Genomic DNA, 19777 nt, shown 5'->3' with positions numbered 1-19777 from the left:
ATGGTATCCCGCGTCATCCCCGTCGACAGTTTCGACTTCGTCTTGTTCGGCGCCACCGGCGACCTTGCCCGACGCAAGATCCTGCCAAGCCTGTTCCACCGCTTTCAGATCGGCCAGTTCGACGACAACAGCCGCATCATCGGGGCCTCGCGTTCCAAGATGGATCAGGGTGAGTTTCAGACCCTCGTGGGCGATGCGCTCAAGGAATTCGGCGACATCCCCGCCGATGCAGAACCAGATGTGGAGCGGTTTCTGTCGCTTCTGGATTACGCATCGGTAGATGCCAAGGGCGATGGCGGCTGGTCGGATCTGGGCAGCAAGCTGCGCGATGGCGTAGTGCGGGCGTTTTATCTCTCGGTCGCGCCTTCGCTCTTTGGCGACATCGCCGGGCGGCTCAAATCCACGGGTATCGCGGACGACCAGAGCCGCATCGTGGTGGAAAAACCCTTCGGTCACGATCTGGCCTCGGCACAGGCGTTGAATGCGGCCCTGCGCGAGCACTTTGAGGAAAGCCAGATCTACCGGATCGACCACTACCTTGGCAAAGAGACGGTGCAGAACCTGATGGCGCTGCGCTTTGCCAATTCGCTTTTTGAGCCGCAGTGGAATTCGCATCACATCGACCATGTGCAGATCACCGTCTCCGAGAGCATCTCGGTTGCGGGTCGGGGCGAGTATTACGACAAATCCGGCGCCATGCGGGATATGGTGCAGAACCACCTGATGCAGCTTCTGTGCCTCACCGCGATGGAGCCTCCCTCCACCTTTGAACCCAATGCGGTGCGCAATGAAAAACTCAAGGTAATCGAGAGCCTCGTACCCGTGGCCGCAGATGACATCGTGCGCGGCCAGTATCGCGCCAAATCTGGGAACGACAGCTACCTTGACCACGCAGGTGACCCGCAGTCGCGCACCGAGAGCTTTGTCGCGATGAAGGTCGAGGTGGCAAACTGGCGCTGGGCAGGGACACCGTTCTACCTGCGCACCGGCAAATGCTTGCGCGAGCGCGTGTCGGAGATTGCGGTGTATTTTCGCAAACCGCCGCACAATATTTTTGGCGAGGACAATGCGATTGATGGCAATATGCTGGTCATTCGCCTGCAACCCGACGAAGGCATCACGCTCAAGACCACGATCAAGGATCCCGGCCCCGGAGGCATGCGCCTGACGTCTGCGGACCTCGATATGACCTTTGCTGACAGCCTGCCCGAAGCGGGTCGCCCGCAGGACGCCTATGAGCGCCTCATCATGGATGTGATCCGGGGCAATCAGACCCTGTTCATGCGCGGCGATGAGGTCGAAGCTGCCTGGACCTGGGCCGACCCGATCATCAACGCGTGGGACACATCCACCCGCGCGCCGCAACCCTATGACCAAGGTGGCTCCGGCCCCGAGGATGCGCTTTTGCTGCTGCACCGGGATGGCCGCCGCTGGCGCTCCATCGGTGCCTGACCCTGTACTGAGATCTGAAAGGAGGCACGCCAATGTCGCTCAATGCAACACTCGCCGCCGTCACTGACCGTATCATCGAACGCAGCCGCCCCACGCGCGAGGCTTATCTGGCGCGGATGCGCGCCGCCGCCTCCAAAGGCCCGGCCCGCGCGCATCTGAGTTGCTCCGGTCAGGCCCACGCCTATGCCGCCACCGGCCCGGATCAGGAGACACTGGCCACCGGTACAGGCGGGCACCTCGGCATCGTCACCGCCTACAACGACATGCTCTCGGCGCATCAGCCGTTTGAAACCTACCCCATGCTGATCCGTGAAGCGGTGCGCGAAGCGGGCGGCACCGCGCAGGTGGCCGGTGGCGTGCCCGCCATGTGCGATGGCATCACGCAGGGCGAAGCCGGCATGGAGCTGTCGCTCTTTTCGCGCGACAGTATTGCGATGTCCGTCGGCATCGCCCTGTCGCACAACGTCTTTGACGCCACTGTGTTTCTGGGCGTTTGCGACAAGATCGTTCCCGGCCTTGTGATCGGCGCCCAGGCCTTTGGCCATTTGCCCGCCGTGTTTCTGCCCGCAGGACCGATGACCTCTGGTCTGTCAAACGACGAAAAAGCGCAGATTCGCCAGAAGTTTGCCAAGGGTGAGATCGGCCGGGACGAGCTACTCAAGGCCGAAATGGCCGCCTATCACGGCCCCGGCACATGTACGTTCTACGGCACCGCCAACACCAACCAGATGTTGATGGAGTTCATGGGGCTGCACCTGCCCGGGTCGTCCTTTGTCAATCCCGGCACCGAGTTGCGCGACGCCCTCACCCGCGAAGGCGCCAAACGCGCGCTGTCGCTCTCGGCGCTTGGCAATCACTACACGCCGACCTGCGATATTCTTGATGAAAAGGCCTTTGTGAACGGCATGGTCGGGCTGATGGCGACCGGTGGTTCTACCAACCTGCTGATCCATCTTATTGCCATGGCCCGCGCGGGCGGCATCATCCTCGACTGGCAGGATTTCTCCGAGATCTCCGATGTGGTGCCGCTGCTGGCGCGCGTCTATCCCAACGGGCTGGCGGATGTGAACCACTTCCACGCCGCTGGTGGGCTTGGATACATGATCGGAGAACTCCTCGAGAATGGCTATCTGCACCCCGACACAAAAACCGTAACCGGCGAGGGGCTTGGCGCCTATCTGATGGAGCCTTTCCTCGACGGTGGCGCGCTCACATGGCGCAAGGGCACCACGGAATCCCTGAACGACAAGATCGTGCGCCCTGCCTCGGATCCGTTCCAGAAGACCGGTGGCCTTGCACGCCTGACCGGCAACCTCGGCACCGGGGTGATGAAGATCTCTGCCGTAGCCGAAGAACACCGCGTCGTTGAGGCACCCGTGCGCGTTTTCCACGACCAGGACGAGGCCAAGGCGGCCTTCAAGGCGGGCGAGCTTGATGAAGGCGACGTTGTGATCGTGGTCCGTTTCCAAGGCCCCAAGGCCAATGGCATGCCGGAGCTGCACTCGATGACACCCTTCCTGTCGATCATGCAGGGGCGGGGCCAGAAGGTGGCGCTTGTGACCGATGGTCGGATGTCGGGTGCCTCTGGCAAGGTTCCCTCCGCGATCCATGTCGTCCCCGAGGCCCTCGATGGCGGCGCAATCGCTAAGCTGCAGGATGGCGACATTGTGCGGGTGGATGCGATCTCGGGCAATCTCGAAGTCCTCACAGAAGGCGTGCTAGACCGCCCGGCGGCAACCGCCGATCTTACCTCTTATCAACACGGCACTGGGCGCGAGCTCTTTGCCCTGTTTCGCAGTTCCGTGACCTCTGCCGACACCGGCGCAACCGTATTTGGAGTTTGACCTCATGACACTTACCCCGCAACAGTCCAGCGCGAAGGCGCGCGAAATCTGCGCCCTCGCCCCGATCGTTCCGGTCCTCGTTGTGCATGACGTCGCCCACGCCCGCCCCTTGGCCGAAGCACTGGTCGCTGGCGGTCTGCCCGCCCTCGAAGTCACCCTACGCACCCCGGCTGCACTTGATGTGATCCGCGAGATGTCCAAGGTCGAAGGCGGTGTTGTCGGTGCCGGGACGCTGGTCACGCCCGCAGACGTGACCGCTGCTGTTGAAGCTGGCGCAAAGTTCGGTGTCTCCCCCGGCTCCACACCCCTGCTGCTTGATGCGGCTCTGGCTGCGGATCTGCCGATGCTGCCGGGTGCGGCCACCGCTTCTGAGGCCATGACGCTCTTGGAGCGTGGCTATGACATGCTTAAATTCTTCCCCGCCGAAGCTTCCGGGGGCGCGCCCGCGCTCAAGGCCATCGGCGCGCCTTTGCCGCAGATTTCCTTCTGCCCCACCGGGGGCGTCAGCCCCAGCAATGCCGAAAGCTACCTGGGCCTCTCCAACGTGGTCTGCGCAGGCGGCAGTTGGGTTGCACCGGCCAAACTCGTCGAGGCAGGCGACTGGAAAGCCATTGAAGACCTGGCCCGCGAGGCAAGCACGCTCGCCCGCTGAAGGAGCGATGACCGATCTTACAGAACTTGTACCGGGCGCCGCTAGCCAGCGGCGCCCGGTGGCATTTCTACAGACCCAGGCTTGACCCGCCCCCAAAGCCACGACAGCCTGCGCGCACCCCCACAACCAACGGAGCGCCCATGACGCAAGATTACACTGGAAGCTGTCTCTGTGGCGCCATTGCGTTTGAACTCACGGGTGATATCGCCGCCTTCTTCCTTTGTTATTGTTCGCGCTGCCGCAAAGGAACGGGCAGCGCCCATGCTGCAAATCTCTTCGCTCCCGACGCGTTGATCTACTGGACCCGTGGCGCGGAACATCTGCGCCAGTACCAGCACAACAACAGCCGCCACTGCCGCAGCTTCTGCCCCACCTGTGCAAGTCCCATGCCTCAGGTTCAGCCCGATTGCATTGTGATCCCCGCAGGCTGTCTCGATCAGGTGCCCGAAGTCCCGATCAGCGCGGGCATCTGCTGGTCAGACCGGGCCAAATGGGTCGATGGCATCGCTGCGGCTGATAAAACTGATGGATTGCCCCAAAATCATTCCCGTCGCTGAAATACCGCTTGCCCTCAATCATGGTTGAGATCCGACAACATCCCAGAGACGTTTTACCGGAGACAAAACCATGCGTATTTTCCTCTTGGGGGCCACGGGCTCTATCGGCACTGCCCTCCTGCCCGAACTCTTGGCCGCGGGGCATCATGTCACCGCACTTTGCCGTTCTGACATAGCGGCCAGGACCGTAGATGCGCAGGGTGCCAAAGTGTGTCGCGGCGACATGCGCGCGCCTCAGGATTGGGCCCCTGCGCTTGAGGGCCAGGATGTGGTGATCCATGCCGCCATCACCTTCGATGAAGAGATGGCCGCCGCCGACCGTCAGGTTGTCGACACGCTGATCAACGCGGCCCAGACGCGCGCTGCTGCCCTGCGCGTGATCTATACCGGGGGATGCTGGCTCTACGGTGACACCCGAGGTCGAATTCTACACGAGGCAGACGGGTTTAACCCAATTCCTGCATTTCGCCCCTTTCTGAATCAGGCCGAACGTCTGATGAGGGAGCCCACTCTCTCCACAGCCACACTGCATCCAGCAATGGTGTACCATCAAGAAGGCGGCGTCTTTGATCGCATGCTTGCAGACATCGCGGCAGAGCGCCCGATTGAACTGTGGGGGAACGCCAGCATCCGCTGGCCACTGATCCACCGCAAAGATCTCGCGGTTGCCTATCGGTTGCTCGCAGAGGACCCAGACCTCACCGGGCATTTCAACGCGGTTGCCCAATGCGGGGTCGAGATCGGCGCAATCGCCGCAACGCTCGCCCGTGCCCACGGCCATGATGAAACCTTGAATTGCCTCTCTCGCGCCAAGGCTCAGGCACTTGCAGGGCACTGGGCGGAGGGGCCAATGCTCGACCAGAGGCTCAGTGGAGCGCGCCTTCGAGCAGCGACGGGTTGGGTCCCGCAGTATCAAGATCTGGAACAGTGCTTCCCGCCCCTCTGAGCGCCTGAAAGCCACCAAATCCACGTTGGAACAGTCTTATCGAACTCCAGCCCCCGTACTACAAGGGTTCCTCAGCACAGATAGTGTCCTGGTTCATCTTCTTGAGAAAGATACCGGGGCGCTCGAAGGACAACGCATCTCGCGACATCAAACGGGCGCAGCGGGGCGCCGCCCCGGTGTTTCGCATAAAACCAACCCGTTCTTTAGTAGTCTGAGACCAGAAGATGCGTCGGGGCTGTGTCCTCGTCGATCTGACTGAACCGTCCGATCTCCATTTCAAACACATTGTCGGTGCGATCATCATTGACGGTCGACACCTCGCCAATCAGGCAATCGCCTCCCTCGGACCAGAACGCATGCCAGATCCCCGGCATCAGGGTGACGCTTTCACCGGGCGCAAGCTTGAGCTTGCCGCCCGCAGGAAGCGTGCGCGCGATCCCATCGCAGGGCACCGTCACCGGGGCCGCGCGATCAATGCCTCCATCGCGATCCGGGGCAAATAGCTCGATCACCAATGTGCCGCCGCCGCGATTGATAATATCCTCGGCCTTGATGTTGTGACGATGCATCGGAGACAGCTGCTCTGCCCGCGAGATCATGATCTTCTCCGCATAAAGCATCCCGCGCCCTGCGCTCAGATCCTCATGGCTCCCGTTGCGCGCGGTAAAAAGGAACAGACCCAACTCGTCAAACCGCCCCTGACCGTAGTCGGTAATATCCCATCCCAAGCCGCGCGACCGAATATCGGCTGCCTCCGGCGTCCGCATCTGGTCGGGTGTCCAATGCGCAAACGGGGGCAGATGCACCCCGTGGCTTTTGATGAAAGACCAACTCCGGTCCAGTATTTCATTCACCTCAGAGCGTTTCACGCCCGCACTCCTTTTGTAAGTCCATAACTCAGGCCTGCGGCCATGTAAGGTCCGCCGGCAGGCGCGCGGCCTCGATCGCGCGCGCATTTGCCAGGTCATTGCCCTGCGCCCGCGCCACCGCCGCGTCATGATTCAGCCCGTGATCCAGCCAACGCTGCACCAGCCGCGCCTCAAGATCCGCCATTGGAACCTCAAGCCGGATCGACACGTCCCAGATGGCAGTCAGATCGCGCCAACCCGGCGCGTCAAACAACAGATAGTTGCCTTCGATGATCGCCACACGACATTCCGGCCCGACCTCGGCCGCACCCGCTATGGCAATGTCGCGCGCCCGGTCAAAGAGCGGGTAGATCACACGCTCTTGGTGTTTCAACGCATGGCACAGGCGCTGGAACCCCTCGAAATCAAAGGTTTCTGGTGCGCCTTTGCGAGGCAGCAGCCCGCGTGGCTCCAACAGGCGATTGTCGAGGTGAAACCCATCCATCGGCACCACCTCAGCAGGGAGCCCCTGCGCGCTCAGAGCGGCGGCCAGCGGGTTGGACAGGGTGGACTTGCCGCTTCCGGGCGCCCCGGAGAGAGCCACCAACTGTCGTCCCGGCTGGCGAGGGTCGAGCCGCTCCAGAACGCCTTGGCAGAGCGCCGCGAGGGTCATGCCGCCGACAGCTCCGCATCAGGCTCCTTTGCGCCGGTCATATAGGCCACCGCATCGGCCATTTCGTGCTCTTTGGGATCTATCACACAGAGCCTGCGCCCCAGACGATGCACATGGATACGATCCGCGACCTCAAACACATGTGGCATATTGTGGCTGATGAGGATGATCGGAATACCCCGCGACTTCACGTCTTGGATCAGCTCCAGCACGCGGCGGCTTTCCTTCACCCCAAGCGCGGCCGTGGGCTCGTCCAGGATGATCACCTTCGATCCAAAGGCCGCCGCCCGCGCCACAGCAACGCCCTGGCGCTGGCCGCCCGACAGGGTTTCCACCGCCTGATTGATGTTCTGGATTGTCATCAACCCCAGATCATTGAGCTTTTGGCGGGCAATCTCCTCCATCCGGCTGCGGTCCAGTTGCCGCAGGAGTTGCCCGCGCCAGCCGGGTTTGCGCAGCTCGCGCCCCATGAACATATTGTCGGCAATCGAGAGCGCAGGCGACATCGCGAGGGTCTGATAGACGGTCTCGATCCCGGACTCGCGCGCATCGATCGGCGAATGGAAATTCACCGGTTTGCCTTCCAGCTCCACCGTGCCCTCGTCCGGGATCACCGCGCCCGAGAGCGCCTTGATCAGCGTGGACTTGCCCGCGCCATTGTCTCCGATCACCGCGAGAATCTCCCCCGGCATCAGGTCGAAGTCACAATGATCGAGCGCCGTGACCTTCCCGTAGCGTTTGACGAGATTGCGGCCTTTGAGAATGGGTTCCATCATACCGACACCTTTCTGATCCACTGGTCCACGGCCACGGCGGCGATGATAAGCACACCGATGAGGAGATAGGTCCACTGTGCATCTGCCCCGAGCAGTCGAAGACCAAGCGTAAAGACACCCACGATCAGCGCGCCAAAGAACGTGCCAAGCACCGAGCCTCGCCCGCCAAAGAGAGAAATGCCCCCGATCACCACCGCGGTGATGGACTCGATATTGGAGAGCTGCCCCGAAGTGGGAGACACCGAACCGATGCGACCGATCAACGCCCAGCCCGCAAAGGCGCAAATAAGACCCGAGAGCATATAGACAGAAATCAGCACCTTGTCGGTATTGACCCCCGACAGCTCGGCTGCGTCCTTGTCGTCGCCAACCGCATAGACATGTCGCCCCCAGGCGGTGTGACGCAGCACATAGGCAAGCACCAGCACCAAGACGATCATGAAGATCACACCGTAGGTGAAGACCGCACCGCCCACTTTGAATTTCTCGCCAAAGAACTGCAGGAAGGGCGCCTCTTCGGCGATCACCTGACTGCGAATGGTTTCATTGGCAGAATAGAGGAAATTCGACGCCAGGACGATCTGCCACATGCCGAGCGTCACGATGAACGGCGGCAGTTTCATCTTCGCAACGAGCCAGCCATTGATGTAGCCGCAGAGCGTGCCGCACAAAAGCCCACAGGCCACCCCAAGGGTTGGCGGCAGGCCATAGCGGAATGTAAACTGCCCCATCACGACCGACGAGAGCACCATGATGGCCCCCACCGAAAGATCGATGCCCGCGGTGAGGATCACCAGCGATTGGGCACAGGCGACAATACCCACGATTCCAACCTGTTGCAGGATCAACGTGAGCGCAAACGGAGAGAAGAACTTTGACCCCAACAAGAGGCCGAATATGATGATGGACAGCACCAGCACGATCAACGGCACGAGCGAAGGCGTCACATGCAGGGCGTGCTGGAATTTCTGGATGAAACTCTGCGGGCCCTGATCAAATTCGGCGACCTTGTCCGGGCTTCCGGCGACCGCGGCTTCATAGCTCTGCGGGGTTGACATCATACTCCTCCAAATCACCCGCAACGGCGGGGTTTGTTTTTATCATTGTTGTAATAGGGCCAAAGGGGCGGCGAAGGCGCGCCGCCCAACTGAATTGAGTGCTGAGAACGCCCTTTGACGCCTCGCCTCGAGGTAAAGGCAGTCATTTCCGGATCAGGCGAGGCCGCGTGGGCCTCGCCTTTGGGTCAAATCAGCCCCAGCAGAGGTTGGTGCCCTCTGTGGTGTCGATGCTTTCAACACCGTCAACCGGCTGGTCCGTCACCAGCGCAACGCCGGTGTCAAAGAACGCCTTGCCCGGAGTAGGCTCCGGCTTCACGCCTTCTTCGGCCCATTTCTTAATCGCCTCAACGCCCAGCGAGGCCATCATCAGCGGGTATTGCTGCGAGGTGGCGCCGATCACGCCATCCTTGACGTTCTGCACGCCAGGGCAGCCGCCATCGACGGAGACGATGAGCACATCGTTTTCCCGACCGATGGACTTCAGCGCCTCATAGGCCCCGGCAGCGGCAGGCTCGTTGATGGTGTAAACCACGTTGATCATTGGATCTTTGGCGAGAAGATTCTCCATCGCCTTGCGGCCACCTTCCTCATTGCCCGCCGTGACGTCATTGCCGACGATCCGCGGGTCGGTCTCGTCACCCCATTTGTTGGGGTCCCCGATGTCGATGCCAAAGCCCTGCAAGAAGCCCTGATCGCGCAGCACGCCGACGGTGGGCTGGCTCACGGCCAGATCGAGCATGCCAATCTTGGCATTGGCCGCGTCATCCCCAAGGGCCGCCGCCGCCCACTGGCCAATCAGCTCGCCGGCAAGGAAGTTGTCGGTGGCAAAGGTCGCATCAGCCGCATCAATCGGGTTGAGAGGTGTATCGAGTGCGATCACCACGAGGCCCGCATCGCGCGCCTGCTGAACAGCGGGTACAATCGAAGACGTATCAGACGCGGTGAGCAGGATACCCTTGGCGCCGTCTGCAATGCAGGTCTCAATCGCGGCCACCTGGGTTTCATGGTCCCCGTCGATCTTGCCCGCAAACGCCTTGAGCTCCATGCCCAGTTCCTCGGCCTTGGCGGTCGCCCCTTCTTTCATTTTGACAAAGAACGGGTTGGTATCCGTTTTGGTGATCAGGCAGGCCGTCACCTTTTCATCCGCTTGCGCAGCACCCGCCAGCAAGCCCACACCGGCAATGGTGGTCAGCAGTAGTTTCTTCATGGTCTCCTCCCAGAAACAACATTCTACTCAGTCAGTTTGCGTCGCTCAGCCCTCTTCCTCCGTGGGGCTGTTGCGGTCGATGCCTGCATCAAAGCCGTGATTCCGCATCTCTGTCAATAAATAAATAAAGTTGATTTATTAAAGCGACCCATGCAGGCTCTTGCCTCAAATGCAGGAGGAGCGCATAGACCAGTCATGCCAGATCCACGCCCCTACTCCACCGGCGCAAGCCAGAGTGAGCTTCGTGCTTACAATGAACGCCTGTTGCTCACGCTCTTGCACCAAGGTGGCGCCCTACCCGGCAGTGAAATGGCACGGCGCACCGGGCTGTCGTCCCAGACCGTCTCGGTGATCCTGCGCAAGCTCGAACAGGACGGTCTGGTACTGCGCGGCGAGAGCCAGAAAGGCCGCGTGGGCAAGCCTTCGGTCCCGATGGGCATCAATCCCGAGGGCCTGTTTTCCTTTGGTGTCAAGATTGGCCGGCGCAGTACGGATTTGGTGCTCACAGACTTTCGAGGCGGGCTGCGCGCCGAGCGGCAACTGCGATACGCCTATCCGCAACCTGACGATGTATTTGAGTTTATCAAAACCGGCATAGAAGACATCAGCGCCGATCTGAGTGCCGAGCAACAGGCGCGGATCTGCGGCATCGGCGTTGCGACCCCCTTTGATCTCTGGCGCTGGCATGCACAAGTCGGCGCCCCAAAGTCCAGCCTCACCGCATGGCGCGCGCTGGATCCGACGATCGAAATTGCCCGCTTCAGCCCCCTGCGGGTCTTTGTCATCAATGATGCCACCGCAGCATGCCGAGCCGAGCATATGTTCGGCGCCAGCAGCCGTTGGCGCGACAGCATCTATTTCTTCATCGCGGCCTTCATTGGCGGTGGCGTGGTGCTCAATCACTCCGTCTATGAAGGCGGCATGGGCAATGCGGGGGCTCTAGGGCCCCTGCCCTCGCAACGGGCTGATGGCAGCAATTGCCGCCTGCTCGACAGCGCGTCCATCCGCGAGCTCGAGCGGCTTCTGAATGAGGCCGATATTGATCCACGCGCGCTCTGGGAGCAACCGCAGGATTGGAGTGCCTTTGCCCCGCAGGTGGATCAATGGCTCGAAGAAACCGCCTGCGCCCTGGCGCGTGCAGCGCTGACCACCTGCGCGGTCATTGATTTTCAGGCTGTTGTGGTAGATGGGGTACTGCCAAGGTCCATCCGCCAACGCCTGGTCGATCGCATTCGCGAAGAGCTCCCCAAGCTGGATGCCCGCGGCCTGATCCTACCCGACGTCCAGGAGGGCCAGATCGGCCCGCATGCCTCGGCCCTTGGAGCGGCCGCCAAACCCCTGATTGCGCAGTATCTCCTTGATACTCACGCCGGTTTCACTGCCACAAGCTGACACCCGCGAACCACACGCAAGCGCCGGACCGTGCCATCCGTTGTGGGGCTTGACGCGCGAGTTGCGCAGCGCTTAAACCAATTTCAAATTGGTATTCCCATCAACACCCGGAGAGGGACAGGACAGATATGCTCGAATTTCAAACGCTCTTGCCCTTGCTGGGCGTGGCCGCAGGTGCAGGCGTCGCCGGGGGCATACTTGCTGGGCTCTTGGGGGTCGGAGGCGGCATTGTCATCGTGCCCGCGCTCTATTTTGCGCTTGGCCTCACCGGCATGGACCCTGCCCTGACGATGCAGGTCGCCGTGGGCACATCGCTTGCGACAATCGTGTTCACCGCGCTGTCGTCGGGCTATGGCCACTACAAGAAGGGCGCAATCGACATGGCGCTCCTCAAGCTCTGGGCACCCTCCATCCTTGGCGGCGTGGTGATCGGCGGCGTCTTGGGCGGGCTAGTGTCAGGCATCGTCCTTCTGGTGGTCTTTGCGACCATCGCGATGGCGGTAGCCCTGGACCTGATGCTGCGCAAACCCAACGACTCCCCAGAGCCCCGCTCCTTCTCCAAACCGGTCTGGGCTGCACTCGGCGTATTTGCCGGATCAGTCTCGGCCATGATGGGCATCGGCGGCGGCACGGTCTGCGTCCCAACCCTGAGCTTTCTGGGATATGACATTCGCAAGGCGGTCGGCACCTCGGCTGCCATCGGGTTCATCATTGGCCTGCCCGGTGCAGTGATCTATATGGCCACCGGATTTGGCGCCGAAGGGTTGCCGCCGCTCTCGCTGGGCTACGTGAACCTTCTGCTGGCGGCGGTAATCATTCCGCTCTCGACCACATTTGCCCGGGTGGGCGTGAAACTGGCCCACTCGATCCCCCGCCGTGCACTCAAACTCTCGTTTGGGGTCTTTTTGATGGCGACCTCCCTGCGCATGTTTGCCGATCTCGCGGAGCAAATGGGGTGGCTCTGAGCCACCCCAACCCTCCGGAGCAAGCACTGCGCGAAGCCATCCTCAATGCGGGCGCGTCACCCGATGGCCGCCTGCCACCCGAACGGATCCTCGCGGCGCAGCTCTCGATCTCTCGCACCCAGTTGCGTGGGATCCTGGACGCGATGGCGCGAGATGGGCTGATCTTTCGCCGTCACGGACAGGGTACGTTTTTGCAGCCACCTCCCGTGCAGGCTGCGGAGCGCCTGAGCACGCTTGCCAAACGCGTCACGCCGCGCGATCTGATGGAGGTCCGTCTCGATCTCGAACCGGCGCTCGCTGCCCATGCCGCCCGGCGCGGCAGCGCAAAGGATAAGGCACGCCTGCTTCAACTTATGGAACACAGCCTCGCGGCGGACGATATTGAGCGCTACGAACACGCGGATGATCTCTTTCACTACAAGATTGCCGAGATGGCTGGAAACCCGCTGTTCCTGTCACTCTTTGAAGAAATTCGCACCCTGCGACGTGCAGGCGACTGGCAACGCACGCGGCGCGCAGCGCTCACGGGCGACGACATCGCGCGCCTCCCGGCGCTGCACCGCGACATAGCGCAGTCCATCTGCGCCGGATCCGCCGAAGACGCCCGCGCCGCCATGCGCCAGCATTTGCAGCAAGTCTCCGGAGCACTCCGCCGCGGCGATGCGGCGTCCGGTGAGAGTTAGCACGGCCCGCACCGCCAGCCCAACGGGCGCGCCAGCGCCTCAGCCTGCGCGCCGCAGGCGCTCCGCAGGACGACCCGGCATCAGGTGCCGAGGTCCTTTAACACAGCTAACAGCGTGTCCACATCGCCCTGATCCAGATAACGCTGCACTTCAATAACGATCCGCAACTGCTTGGCAAGATATGCCATCTGGCGATGATTGTTCTCAATGTGGCGGGCCGAGATCTCGGCATCAATCGCCTCGGCCTCCTTCAAAAGCTTCTGCACCTCGGCCAATGTCTTTTCATTGGCGATGTCCTGCTTTTTCAAATGCGCCTTGATCGCCGACAGCCCCTCAAGCGCGATCTGGCGCGCCTCATCGCGCACCGTTGTTTCCTGCACCGGATCGGCAATGGCATCGAGCACCCGCCCCAGAGCAGCATCCAGCTTTCCGACGAGACCGCTACGCTCGCGCCCGGCGATGGGCACCAGATCATTGACTGGAAGCGATAGTGGCAGGTTCTGCCCCTGCGCCTTCGCCATCAGACCACGCCGCGCAGCCACAAAGCTGCGGACCACAAACCGCGAGGCCTCTGCTGCGCGTGGCGATCGCATCAGCGTCGCCGCCATCACCGCACCATGCTCGGTATACATCATCGGAGGATGGCGCAGTCCTCCATGCGTTTTTGATATTCCAAGTTGGAATTTCAACTCGGCAAACTCTTCGTCAGTCAGCCGAAAGGCAAAATCCTCTCCAAAGCGGTCGGCATTATTGTTCACCAGCTTGTTGAGGTTCCCGGTTGTGTAGGAAAACAGCTCTGCAAGTTCGCCATCCCGGATCACCGGCTGACCGCGAAAGGTAAAAATCTGCGGCGAAGGCAATGTGCTATCCGTCATAGAGGTTTTGAAACTCCGCTTCGGTCAAAAGAATGACTGCAATGCTTGGCCTTCTGTGTTGGAATATCAAGATGAGACTGGCCGGACACACGCCAGGGCGCGCTGGATGATGCGGCTCAAATACGGCGCATCGATCTCAGCGGGCGCGCAGATAATTGCGCGCGCCGATCAGGCCGAAATTGGGCTGATGATAGAGATGCAGCGGCAGCTCTTCGCGCCACGCGGTGTGGCGCCCACCCGCGTTGAACGCCTCCACAAAGGCCGCATCAAAGATCCACGGGTTTGCGGCGGCAACGCCCCCGGTGACGAACACGCCCCCTTTGGCCGCGAAGACGAGACCGAGATCCCCCGCGACTCCGGCGAGATACTGCGCAAAGAGCGACACCGCACGCACCGCTGCGGTGTCGAGCCGGGCCTGCGCGGACTGAAAAATCTCCGCCCCAGTCGTGAGCGGCGCGGTCAGCTCCATGCTGCGCGCAACCGCGCGGTAAAAGTAAGGCAACCCTGTGCCCGAGAGGATGCCTTCGGCCTCTACCGCAAGCCCCGGCCCCATGCCGATCTCGGGCCATTCCTCGCGCAACGCCTCAAAGATCGCGACCTCATCGGCCGTGCGCGGGCCGATGGCAACATGCCCCCCTTCGCCGGGGACAACGCAGGGTTCGCCATTGGCCCAAATCAGGGCCCCCACGCCAAGCCCGGTGCCCGGGCCGATGATCAGACAGGGTTCCTTGGGAAACACCGCCTGCCCCTGCAGCACGGTCACATCCCCCGCACTCACCGAAGCCAGTGACCAGGCAGCGGCTTCAAAGTCATTCAGAACTTTGACCCGCTCGGTTTGCAGGGCTACGGCAATCCCGCGTTCGGAAAAACTCTGGTTGGCGTTGGTCAACTGAACGGAGCCGCCCCGCACCACACCTGCCGCCGCAATGACGGCACGGCCAGGCGCGCTGCCGCGATGGGCTGCAAAATCTGCACAGGCCTCTTCAAGGTTCTGCGTGCCCTTGCTGTCATACCGGGCTTGCTCGAGGATCTCCCCCTCCGCATTCACGGCCGCCAGCCGCATGTTTGTTCCGCCGACGTCAGCGATCAGATTCCACATCTTAGCCCCTCCAGTTCGCCACACCAAACAGGCGCGGGCAAAGCCGATGCTCAGGTTGTCAGTTGCCATGGGTCAAACAGGCTCAGCGCGCGCGGGTCAAGCCCCAGCGGTCATTTCGCGACCGCTTTGCTGATCGTTGGCCAAAACCCGCGCGACTGTCGCCCAAGAGCGCTCCAGACGCAAGTGTTAGCGCAAACAAATTCCGCAAAAAACATCGCCCTCAAACAGCGGCTGATCGTGTCGCTGGCCACGCTCCCACCAAGGCGCAGGCGCCCTGAAGGTGCATCCGCTCAGAAATCAGTGACCCCGACAGAACAGAAAGCACGTCAATCTCAGGCCGACGCTACGGCCGAAACCGCGTGCCCCGTGAGCAGCTTCAGCCTGTTGACCGCCTTCACAAGCTCGGGGCCGACCTCGACATGCATCTGTTCGGTGCTCAGATCATCCACATTGGCCCCGCAGAAGATCGACACCGGTTCGCCGATTTCGGAGGGGCGAAACGGGGTTGCGACCGCATGGATCGCGCGAGAATAGCGCATATCCTCTGCCACACAGGCATAGCCCACACGCCGCAGCTGCGCGCTCTGGTGCTGCCAGACCTCTTCGCAGATCTCGGCCCCCTCCTCGGGCAAAAGCGCCTCGAGCTTTTCACGCTCCTCCTGCGTCAACGCCCCAAGGTAGGCCACACCCGATGAAGAGGTCAGAACCGGCATGCGATAGCCCACATCGAGCCAGATCGCTCCCGACCCCTCGGGCCGCCAGGTTTTTACGATCAGCATGGTGCCATCGTCCTGAATCGCAACTCCGACGAGGGCATTCACCTTGTTGGCAAGCTCCTGCATGATCGGTGCGGCCACCGTCACAAACCCAAACGCTGCAGACGCGATATTGCCAAGCGCGAGCGCCGCAGGCCCAAGCCGGTATTTGTCAAAGTGACGCCCATGCGTGAGATAGCCCAAGGCACAGAGCGTGAACGTCAACCGGGAGACGGTGGAGCGCGGAATACCGGTGCGCTCAGAGATTTCGAGATTGCCCAAGCCGTTGTCGGACGGACGAAACGCGCGCAATATCTTCAGCCCACGCGCCAGAGTGTTGGCGTATCGGCGATCCTGCTCAAGATCACGCATCATTTTTCGTCCTTTACCGTCACCGGGAGGCACCATCATACAAAGTTCTCTCGCGTCAAGAAAAGAGAGTTTTGCTGCTGCCTCAACGCCTTTGCCATAGTCTCACAGTTGTTTTCTGGGGCATTTGCACTTTGGGACCACGACGCCCGGACTTGGACGTCGTGGCTGATGTTCCGCGGGGCGTTCCCGCGTCAGAAGATCTCGAACAGCCCCGCAGCGCCCTGACCGCCGCCAATGCACATGGTGACAACGCCGAGCTTTGCGCCGCGCCGTTTGCCTTCCAACAAGAGGTGCCCGCTCATCCGTGCGCCTGTCATGCCAAAGGGGTGGCCAATGGAAATCGACCCGCCGTTCACGTTGCAGATCTCCGGATCAATCTCGAGCCGATCCCGGCAGTAGAGCGCCTGTGAGGCAAAGGCTTCGTTGAGCTCCCACAGATCGATGTCGGAGACCTTCAGACCATGACGCTCCAGCAGGCGCGGCACCGCAAAGACAGGGCCAATCCCCATCTCATCGGGCTCGCAGCCGGCGGTCACAAACCCCTTGAGCGCACCCAGGGGCTCCAGCCCTTGCTTTGCAGCAAGATCAGCATCCATTACCACCAGCGCGGCAGCACCATCAGACAATTGCGAGGCATTCCCCGCGGTTACAAAGTGTTCTTCACCTCGTACCGGCTTCAGTCCCGCCAGCCCTTCGAGCGTCGTGCCCGGGCGATTGCAGTCATCCATCGCAAAGGCCACCTCTTTGTAAGAGACTTCCTTGGTTTCCTTGTCGGTGAGTTTCTGGGTGACGGTAATCGGAACAATCTCATCGTCGAATTTGCCCGCAGCCTGCGCAGCAGCAGTCCGCATCTGGCTTTGAAGCGCGAGTTCGTCTTGTGCCTCTCGGCTTACGCCGTAGCGCTTGGCCACCACGTCCGCCGTCTCAATCATGGTCATGTAGACATCGGGTTTGTTGGCCTCGATCCAGGCGTCGCGGCGCTGCGCCGGACGCGAGGGGGGCATCTGGCTGATGCTTTCGACCCCGCCCGCAATTGCGGCAGAGGCGCCCTCCATGGTGACTGCATGGCTCGCCATCGCCAGCGCCTGAAGACCCGAGGAGCAGAACCGGTTCACCGTCGCTGCCGCCACCGTCACGGGCAGTCCTGCGCGGACAACGGCTTGGCGGGCGATATTGCCGCCGGTCCAGCCCTCGGGGTAGCCACAGCCGATAAATGCGTCCTCAATCAGCGCCGGATCCACTTTGGAGCGGGCAACGGCATGTTCGATGGCATGCCCTGCCATCTGCGCGCCATGGGTGTCGTTGAACGCCCCGCGATAGGATTTGGCGAGGCCGGTCCGGGCCGTTGAGACAATAACTGCTTGTTTCATAGTCTTTTCCTCTCTGGGCGATCAGGCGTTATTGAGATCGGCAAAGGTCTTTCCCTCTGCCACCAATCGTTTCAAAAGCGGTGCAGGCTGCCAGAGGAAGTCATCCTCCTGCGCAAAACGCTCGATGTCGGCGAGAACTTTTTCCAGCCCCACGGTGTCGGCATATTGCATTGGACCACCACGCCAGCGGGGGAACCCATAGCCGTTGAGCAACGTCACATCGACGTCCAGCGGACGCAGCGCGATACCCTCCTCAACGACGCGGGCCGCTTCGTTGATCATCGCCGCCATATAGCGATCCACGATTTCCTGTTCGGGGATTTCGCGTGCGGCAATGCCCTTGGCTGCACGTTCCTCGGCAATATGGTCGAGCACCTCTGCGTTGGGCGTCTGCCCGCCGTCATCATAGACGTAAAAGCCCTTGCCGGTTTTGCGCCCCAAATGCCCCGCTTCGCACAACCGGTCGACAAATTCGGCATAGACCTCTCGCGGGTCCCGCGTCGGCGCAAGCCGCTTGCGCGTGGCCCAGCCGATATCCAGCCCTGCAAGATCGCTCACCGCGTAGGGCCCCATGGCAAGGCCAAAGTTCACCAGGGCGCGGTCTACCTCAAAGGGGCTCGCCCCGGCGAGAACCGCGCCATCTCCGGCCTTGCGGTAATGGCTCAGAATCCGGTTGCCGATAAAGCCGTCACAGACGCCTGCGCGCACCGCAACTTTTTTCAGCCGTTTCGCAAGGGCAAACCCGGTTGCGGTCACGTCGGGCGCGGTTTCATCCGCCACGACGATCTCCAACAGCCGCATCACATGCGCGGGCGAGAAGAAATGCAGCCCGATCACATCCTGAGGCCGCGTCGTCATCGCGGCAATTTCATTCACATCGAGATAGGAAGTGTTGGAGGCCAGAACCGCGCCCGGCTTGCAGATCGCATCCAGCTTGGTGAAGACCTCTTTTTTGACCTCCATGCTCTCAAACACCGCCTCGATCACCACATCAGCCGTCGCGAGCGTGGCGTATTCCGCGCTGGCCTCGAAGGCCTCGCGCATGATGGCGTCGAATTTCTCTTGAGTGAGCTTGCCGCGTTTGACCGAGCCCTGCAGGATCTTGGCAACATTGGTTTCTGCACGCGATACCGCCTCGGCGTCGCGTTCGATCAACGTGACCTGAAGTCCCGCCAACAACGCCGAGACCGCGATCCCCGCGCCCATGGTACCGCCGCCGATCACACCGATCCGAGAGATCGCGCGCGGCTCTACCCCATTGATTTCGGGCACTTTTGCCACCTGTCGCTCGGCAAAAAACGCATGAATCAAGGCCGCGCGCTGGTCGCTCTCCATCAGCTCCTGAAACAAGGCACGCTCATTGGCGAGTCCCTCGGCAAACGGCAATGAGAGTGCGCCTTCGACTGCTTTGACACAGTTCTGAGGGGCCAGCTGGCCACGGGCTTTCTTGGCAAGTTTTGCCCGCGCCTGCTCGAACACATCCGGAGAGACGGGCTCCGGGGCGATGTCGCTGGTGCGGCGCGGCTGCGCGCCCGATGCTATCAGTTCTCGCGCATAGGACAGGCCCATTTCGCGGATATCTGCCGTGTCGCTGATCCGGTCAATGACACCCGCCGCGAGCGCTTCTTCGGCGCCGATCTGACGTCCCGAGGTGATCGCCTCCAGCGCAAATTCCACCCCTGCCAACCGTGGCAGACGCTGGGTGCCACCGGCCCCGGGCAGGATGCCCAGCGTCACCTCTGGGAGACCAAAACGCGCCGAGGGTACCGCGATACGGTAATGCGCGCCAAGCGCGACCTCCAACCCGCCGCCAAGTGCGGTTCCATGCAGCGCGGCCACAACCGGGACCGCACAGGCCTCGATGCGGTTTATCAGATCAGGAAGGAACGGCTCTTGCGGAGGTTTGCCAAATTCCCGGATGTCCGCCCCGGCAATAAAGGTGCGATCGGTTCCATAGATCACCGCCGCCTTGACGTCATCGCGGCGGGCAATCTCGTCAAAGGCCGCGTCCAAACCCTGCCGTACGGAATGGCTCAGGGCGTTTACGGGGGGATTTGCGATGGCGATGACCGCGATGTCATCGGTAATTTCCAAAAGCACGGGGTCTGACACGGACGGCTCCTCCTTGCACGGCAGCGACTGTGATTCAACGTATCACCTACCGCGCCTCGCTAGTAATTTCAACATGCGGAATTATGTACCTCATAGCGGAATGTTACTCGAGGCATAAAAAGACCCCGGCGGGCACAGTGG

At 61.5% G+C, this 19777-nt stretch carries 18 protein-coding genes; 8 read left to right on the top strand and 10 right to left on the bottom strand.

What is annotated here, in order from left to right; all coding sequences use genetic code 11:
- The 5 genes from zwf to TM1040_RS06180 all read left to right on the top strand — a co-directional run bounded on the left by zwf (position 1) and on the right by TM1040_RS06180 (position 5451).
- On the top strand, positions 1–1452 hold the full coding sequence (gene zwf / locus TM1040_RS06200) for a glucose-6-phosphate dehydrogenase (RefSeq protein WP_011537725.1): 1452 nt from the start codon (positions 1–3) through the stop codon (positions 1450–1452).
- Positions 1453–1484: 32 nt separating this feature from the next.
- On the top strand, positions 1485–3296 hold the full coding sequence (gene edd / locus TM1040_RS06195) for a phosphogluconate dehydratase (protein ID WP_011537724.1): 1812 nt from the start codon (positions 1485–1487) through the stop codon (positions 3294–3296).
- Between the two features lie 4 nt (positions 3297–3300).
- Positions 3301–3948 (top strand): bifunctional 4-hydroxy-2-oxoglutarate aldolase/2-dehydro-3-deoxy-phosphogluconate aldolase, encoded by a 648-nt coding sequence (gene eda / locus TM1040_RS06190; protein WP_011537723.1) that lies wholly within the window; start codon positions 3301–3303, stop codon positions 3946–3948.
- A gap of 140 nt (positions 3949–4088) precedes the next feature.
- Complete coding sequence (locus TM1040_RS06185) at positions 4089–4505, top strand: GFA family protein (protein ID WP_011537722.1); 417 nt, start codon at positions 4089–4091, stop codon at positions 4503–4505.
- 70 nt (positions 4506–4575) lie between these two features.
- Positions 4576–5451 (top strand): NAD-dependent epimerase/dehydratase family protein, encoded by an 876-nt coding sequence (locus tag TM1040_RS06180; RefSeq protein WP_011537721.1) that lies wholly within the window; start codon positions 4576–4578, stop codon positions 5449–5451.
- Positions 5452–5654: 203 nt separating this feature from the next.
- Here the strand turns inward: TM1040_RS06180 and TM1040_RS06175 are convergent, their stop codons facing one another.
- The 5 genes from TM1040_RS06175 to TM1040_RS06155 all read right to left on the bottom strand — a co-directional run bounded on the left by TM1040_RS06175 (position 5655) and on the right by TM1040_RS06155 (position 10013).
- Positions 5655–6320 carry a D-lyxose/D-mannose family sugar isomerase gene (locus TM1040_RS06175; protein ID WP_011537720.1) on the bottom strand — a complete coding sequence of 222 codons (666 nt, stop codon included), beginning with the start codon at positions 6318–6320 and terminating at the stop codon, positions 5655–5657.
- A 28-nt stretch (positions 6321–6348) separates the two neighbouring features.
- Entirely contained in the window at positions 6349–6972 is a 624-nt protein-coding gene (locus TM1040_RS06170; protein ID WP_011537719.1) for a nucleoside triphosphate hydrolase, read from the bottom strand.
- Positions 6969–7745: an ATP-binding cassette domain-containing protein gene (locus TM1040_RS06165; protein WP_044027002.1), complete on the bottom strand. Its 777-nt coding sequence runs from the start codon at positions 7743–7745 to the stop codon at positions 6969–6971. The genes TM1040_RS06170 and TM1040_RS06165 overlap by 4 nt, the downstream gene beginning before the upstream one ends.
- Positions 7745–8806 (bottom strand): ABC transporter permease, encoded by a 1062-nt coding sequence (locus TM1040_RS06160; protein WP_044026656.1) that lies wholly within the window; start codon positions 8804–8806, stop codon positions 7745–7747. Before TM1040_RS06160 ends, TM1040_RS06165 begins: the two co-directional genes overlap by 1 nt.
- Before the next feature lie 190 nt (positions 8807–8996).
- Entirely contained in the window at positions 8997–10013 is a 1017-nt protein-coding gene (locus TM1040_RS06155; protein WP_011537716.1) for a sugar ABC transporter substrate-binding protein, read from the bottom strand.
- Positions 10014–10208: 195 nt separating this feature from the next.
- Here TM1040_RS06155 and TM1040_RS06150 point away from each other — a divergent pair, with 195 nt between their 5' ends.
- From TM1040_RS06150 to TM1040_RS06140, 3 genes are all read left to right on the top strand, one after another.
- Positions 10209–11405 carry an ROK family transcriptional regulator gene (locus TM1040_RS06150; RefSeq protein WP_044026655.1) on the top strand — a complete coding sequence of 399 codons (1197 nt, stop codon included), beginning with the start codon at positions 10209–10211 and terminating at the stop codon, positions 11403–11405.
- A gap of 128 nt (positions 11406–11533) precedes the next feature.
- A complete protein-coding gene (locus TM1040_RS06145) occupies positions 11534–12370 on the top strand; it encodes a sulfite exporter TauE/SafE family protein (protein ID WP_011537714.1) in 837 nt (278 codons plus the stop codon).
- Positions 12361–13053, top strand: a complete 693-nt coding sequence (locus tag TM1040_RS06140; protein WP_011537713.1) for a FadR/GntR family transcriptional regulator — start codon at positions 12361–12363, stop codon at positions 13051–13053. The genes TM1040_RS06145 and TM1040_RS06140 overlap by 10 nt, the downstream gene beginning before the upstream one ends.
- Before the next feature lie 80 nt (positions 13054–13133).
- Here TM1040_RS06140 and TM1040_RS06135 read toward each other — a convergent pair whose 3' ends face one another.
- The 5 genes from TM1040_RS06135 to TM1040_RS06115 form a co-directional block, all read right to left on the bottom strand.
- Positions 13134–13928 carry an ORF6N domain-containing protein gene (locus tag TM1040_RS06135; RefSeq protein WP_011537712.1) on the bottom strand — a complete coding sequence of 265 codons (795 nt, stop codon included), beginning with the start codon at positions 13926–13928 and terminating at the stop codon, positions 13134–13136.
- A 136-nt stretch (positions 13929–14064) separates the two neighbouring features.
- A complete protein-coding gene (locus TM1040_RS06130; RefSeq protein WP_011537711.1) occupies positions 14065–15027 on the bottom strand; it encodes an ROK family protein in 963 nt (320 codons plus the stop codon).
- A 332-nt stretch (positions 15028–15359) separates the two neighbouring features.
- Positions 15360–16154, bottom strand: a complete 795-nt coding sequence (locus TM1040_RS06125) for an IclR family transcriptional regulator (protein ID WP_044027000.1) — start codon at positions 16152–16154, stop codon at positions 15360–15362.
- A 191-nt stretch (positions 16155–16345) separates the two neighbouring features.
- Positions 16346–17524, bottom strand: a complete 1179-nt coding sequence (locus tag TM1040_RS06120) for an acetyl-CoA C-acyltransferase (protein WP_011537709.1) — start codon at positions 17522–17524, stop codon at positions 16346–16348.
- A gap of 21 nt (positions 17525–17545) precedes the next feature.
- Positions 17546–19636: a 3-hydroxyacyl-CoA dehydrogenase NAD-binding domain-containing protein gene (locus TM1040_RS06115; protein WP_011537708.1), complete on the bottom strand. Its 2091-nt coding sequence runs from the start codon at positions 19634–19636 to the stop codon at positions 17546–17548.
- Positions 19637–19777 lie beyond the last annotated feature (141 nt).

The organism is Ruegeria sp. TM1040 (genome assembly GCF_000014065.1).
In the GTDB taxonomy this organism is placed as follows: Bacteria; Pseudomonadota; Alphaproteobacteria; order Rhodobacterales; family Rhodobacteraceae; genus Epibacterium.
Note: the sequence above shows the minus strand (reverse complement) of the source record. Positions and strands in the feature narration are given on the sequence as shown.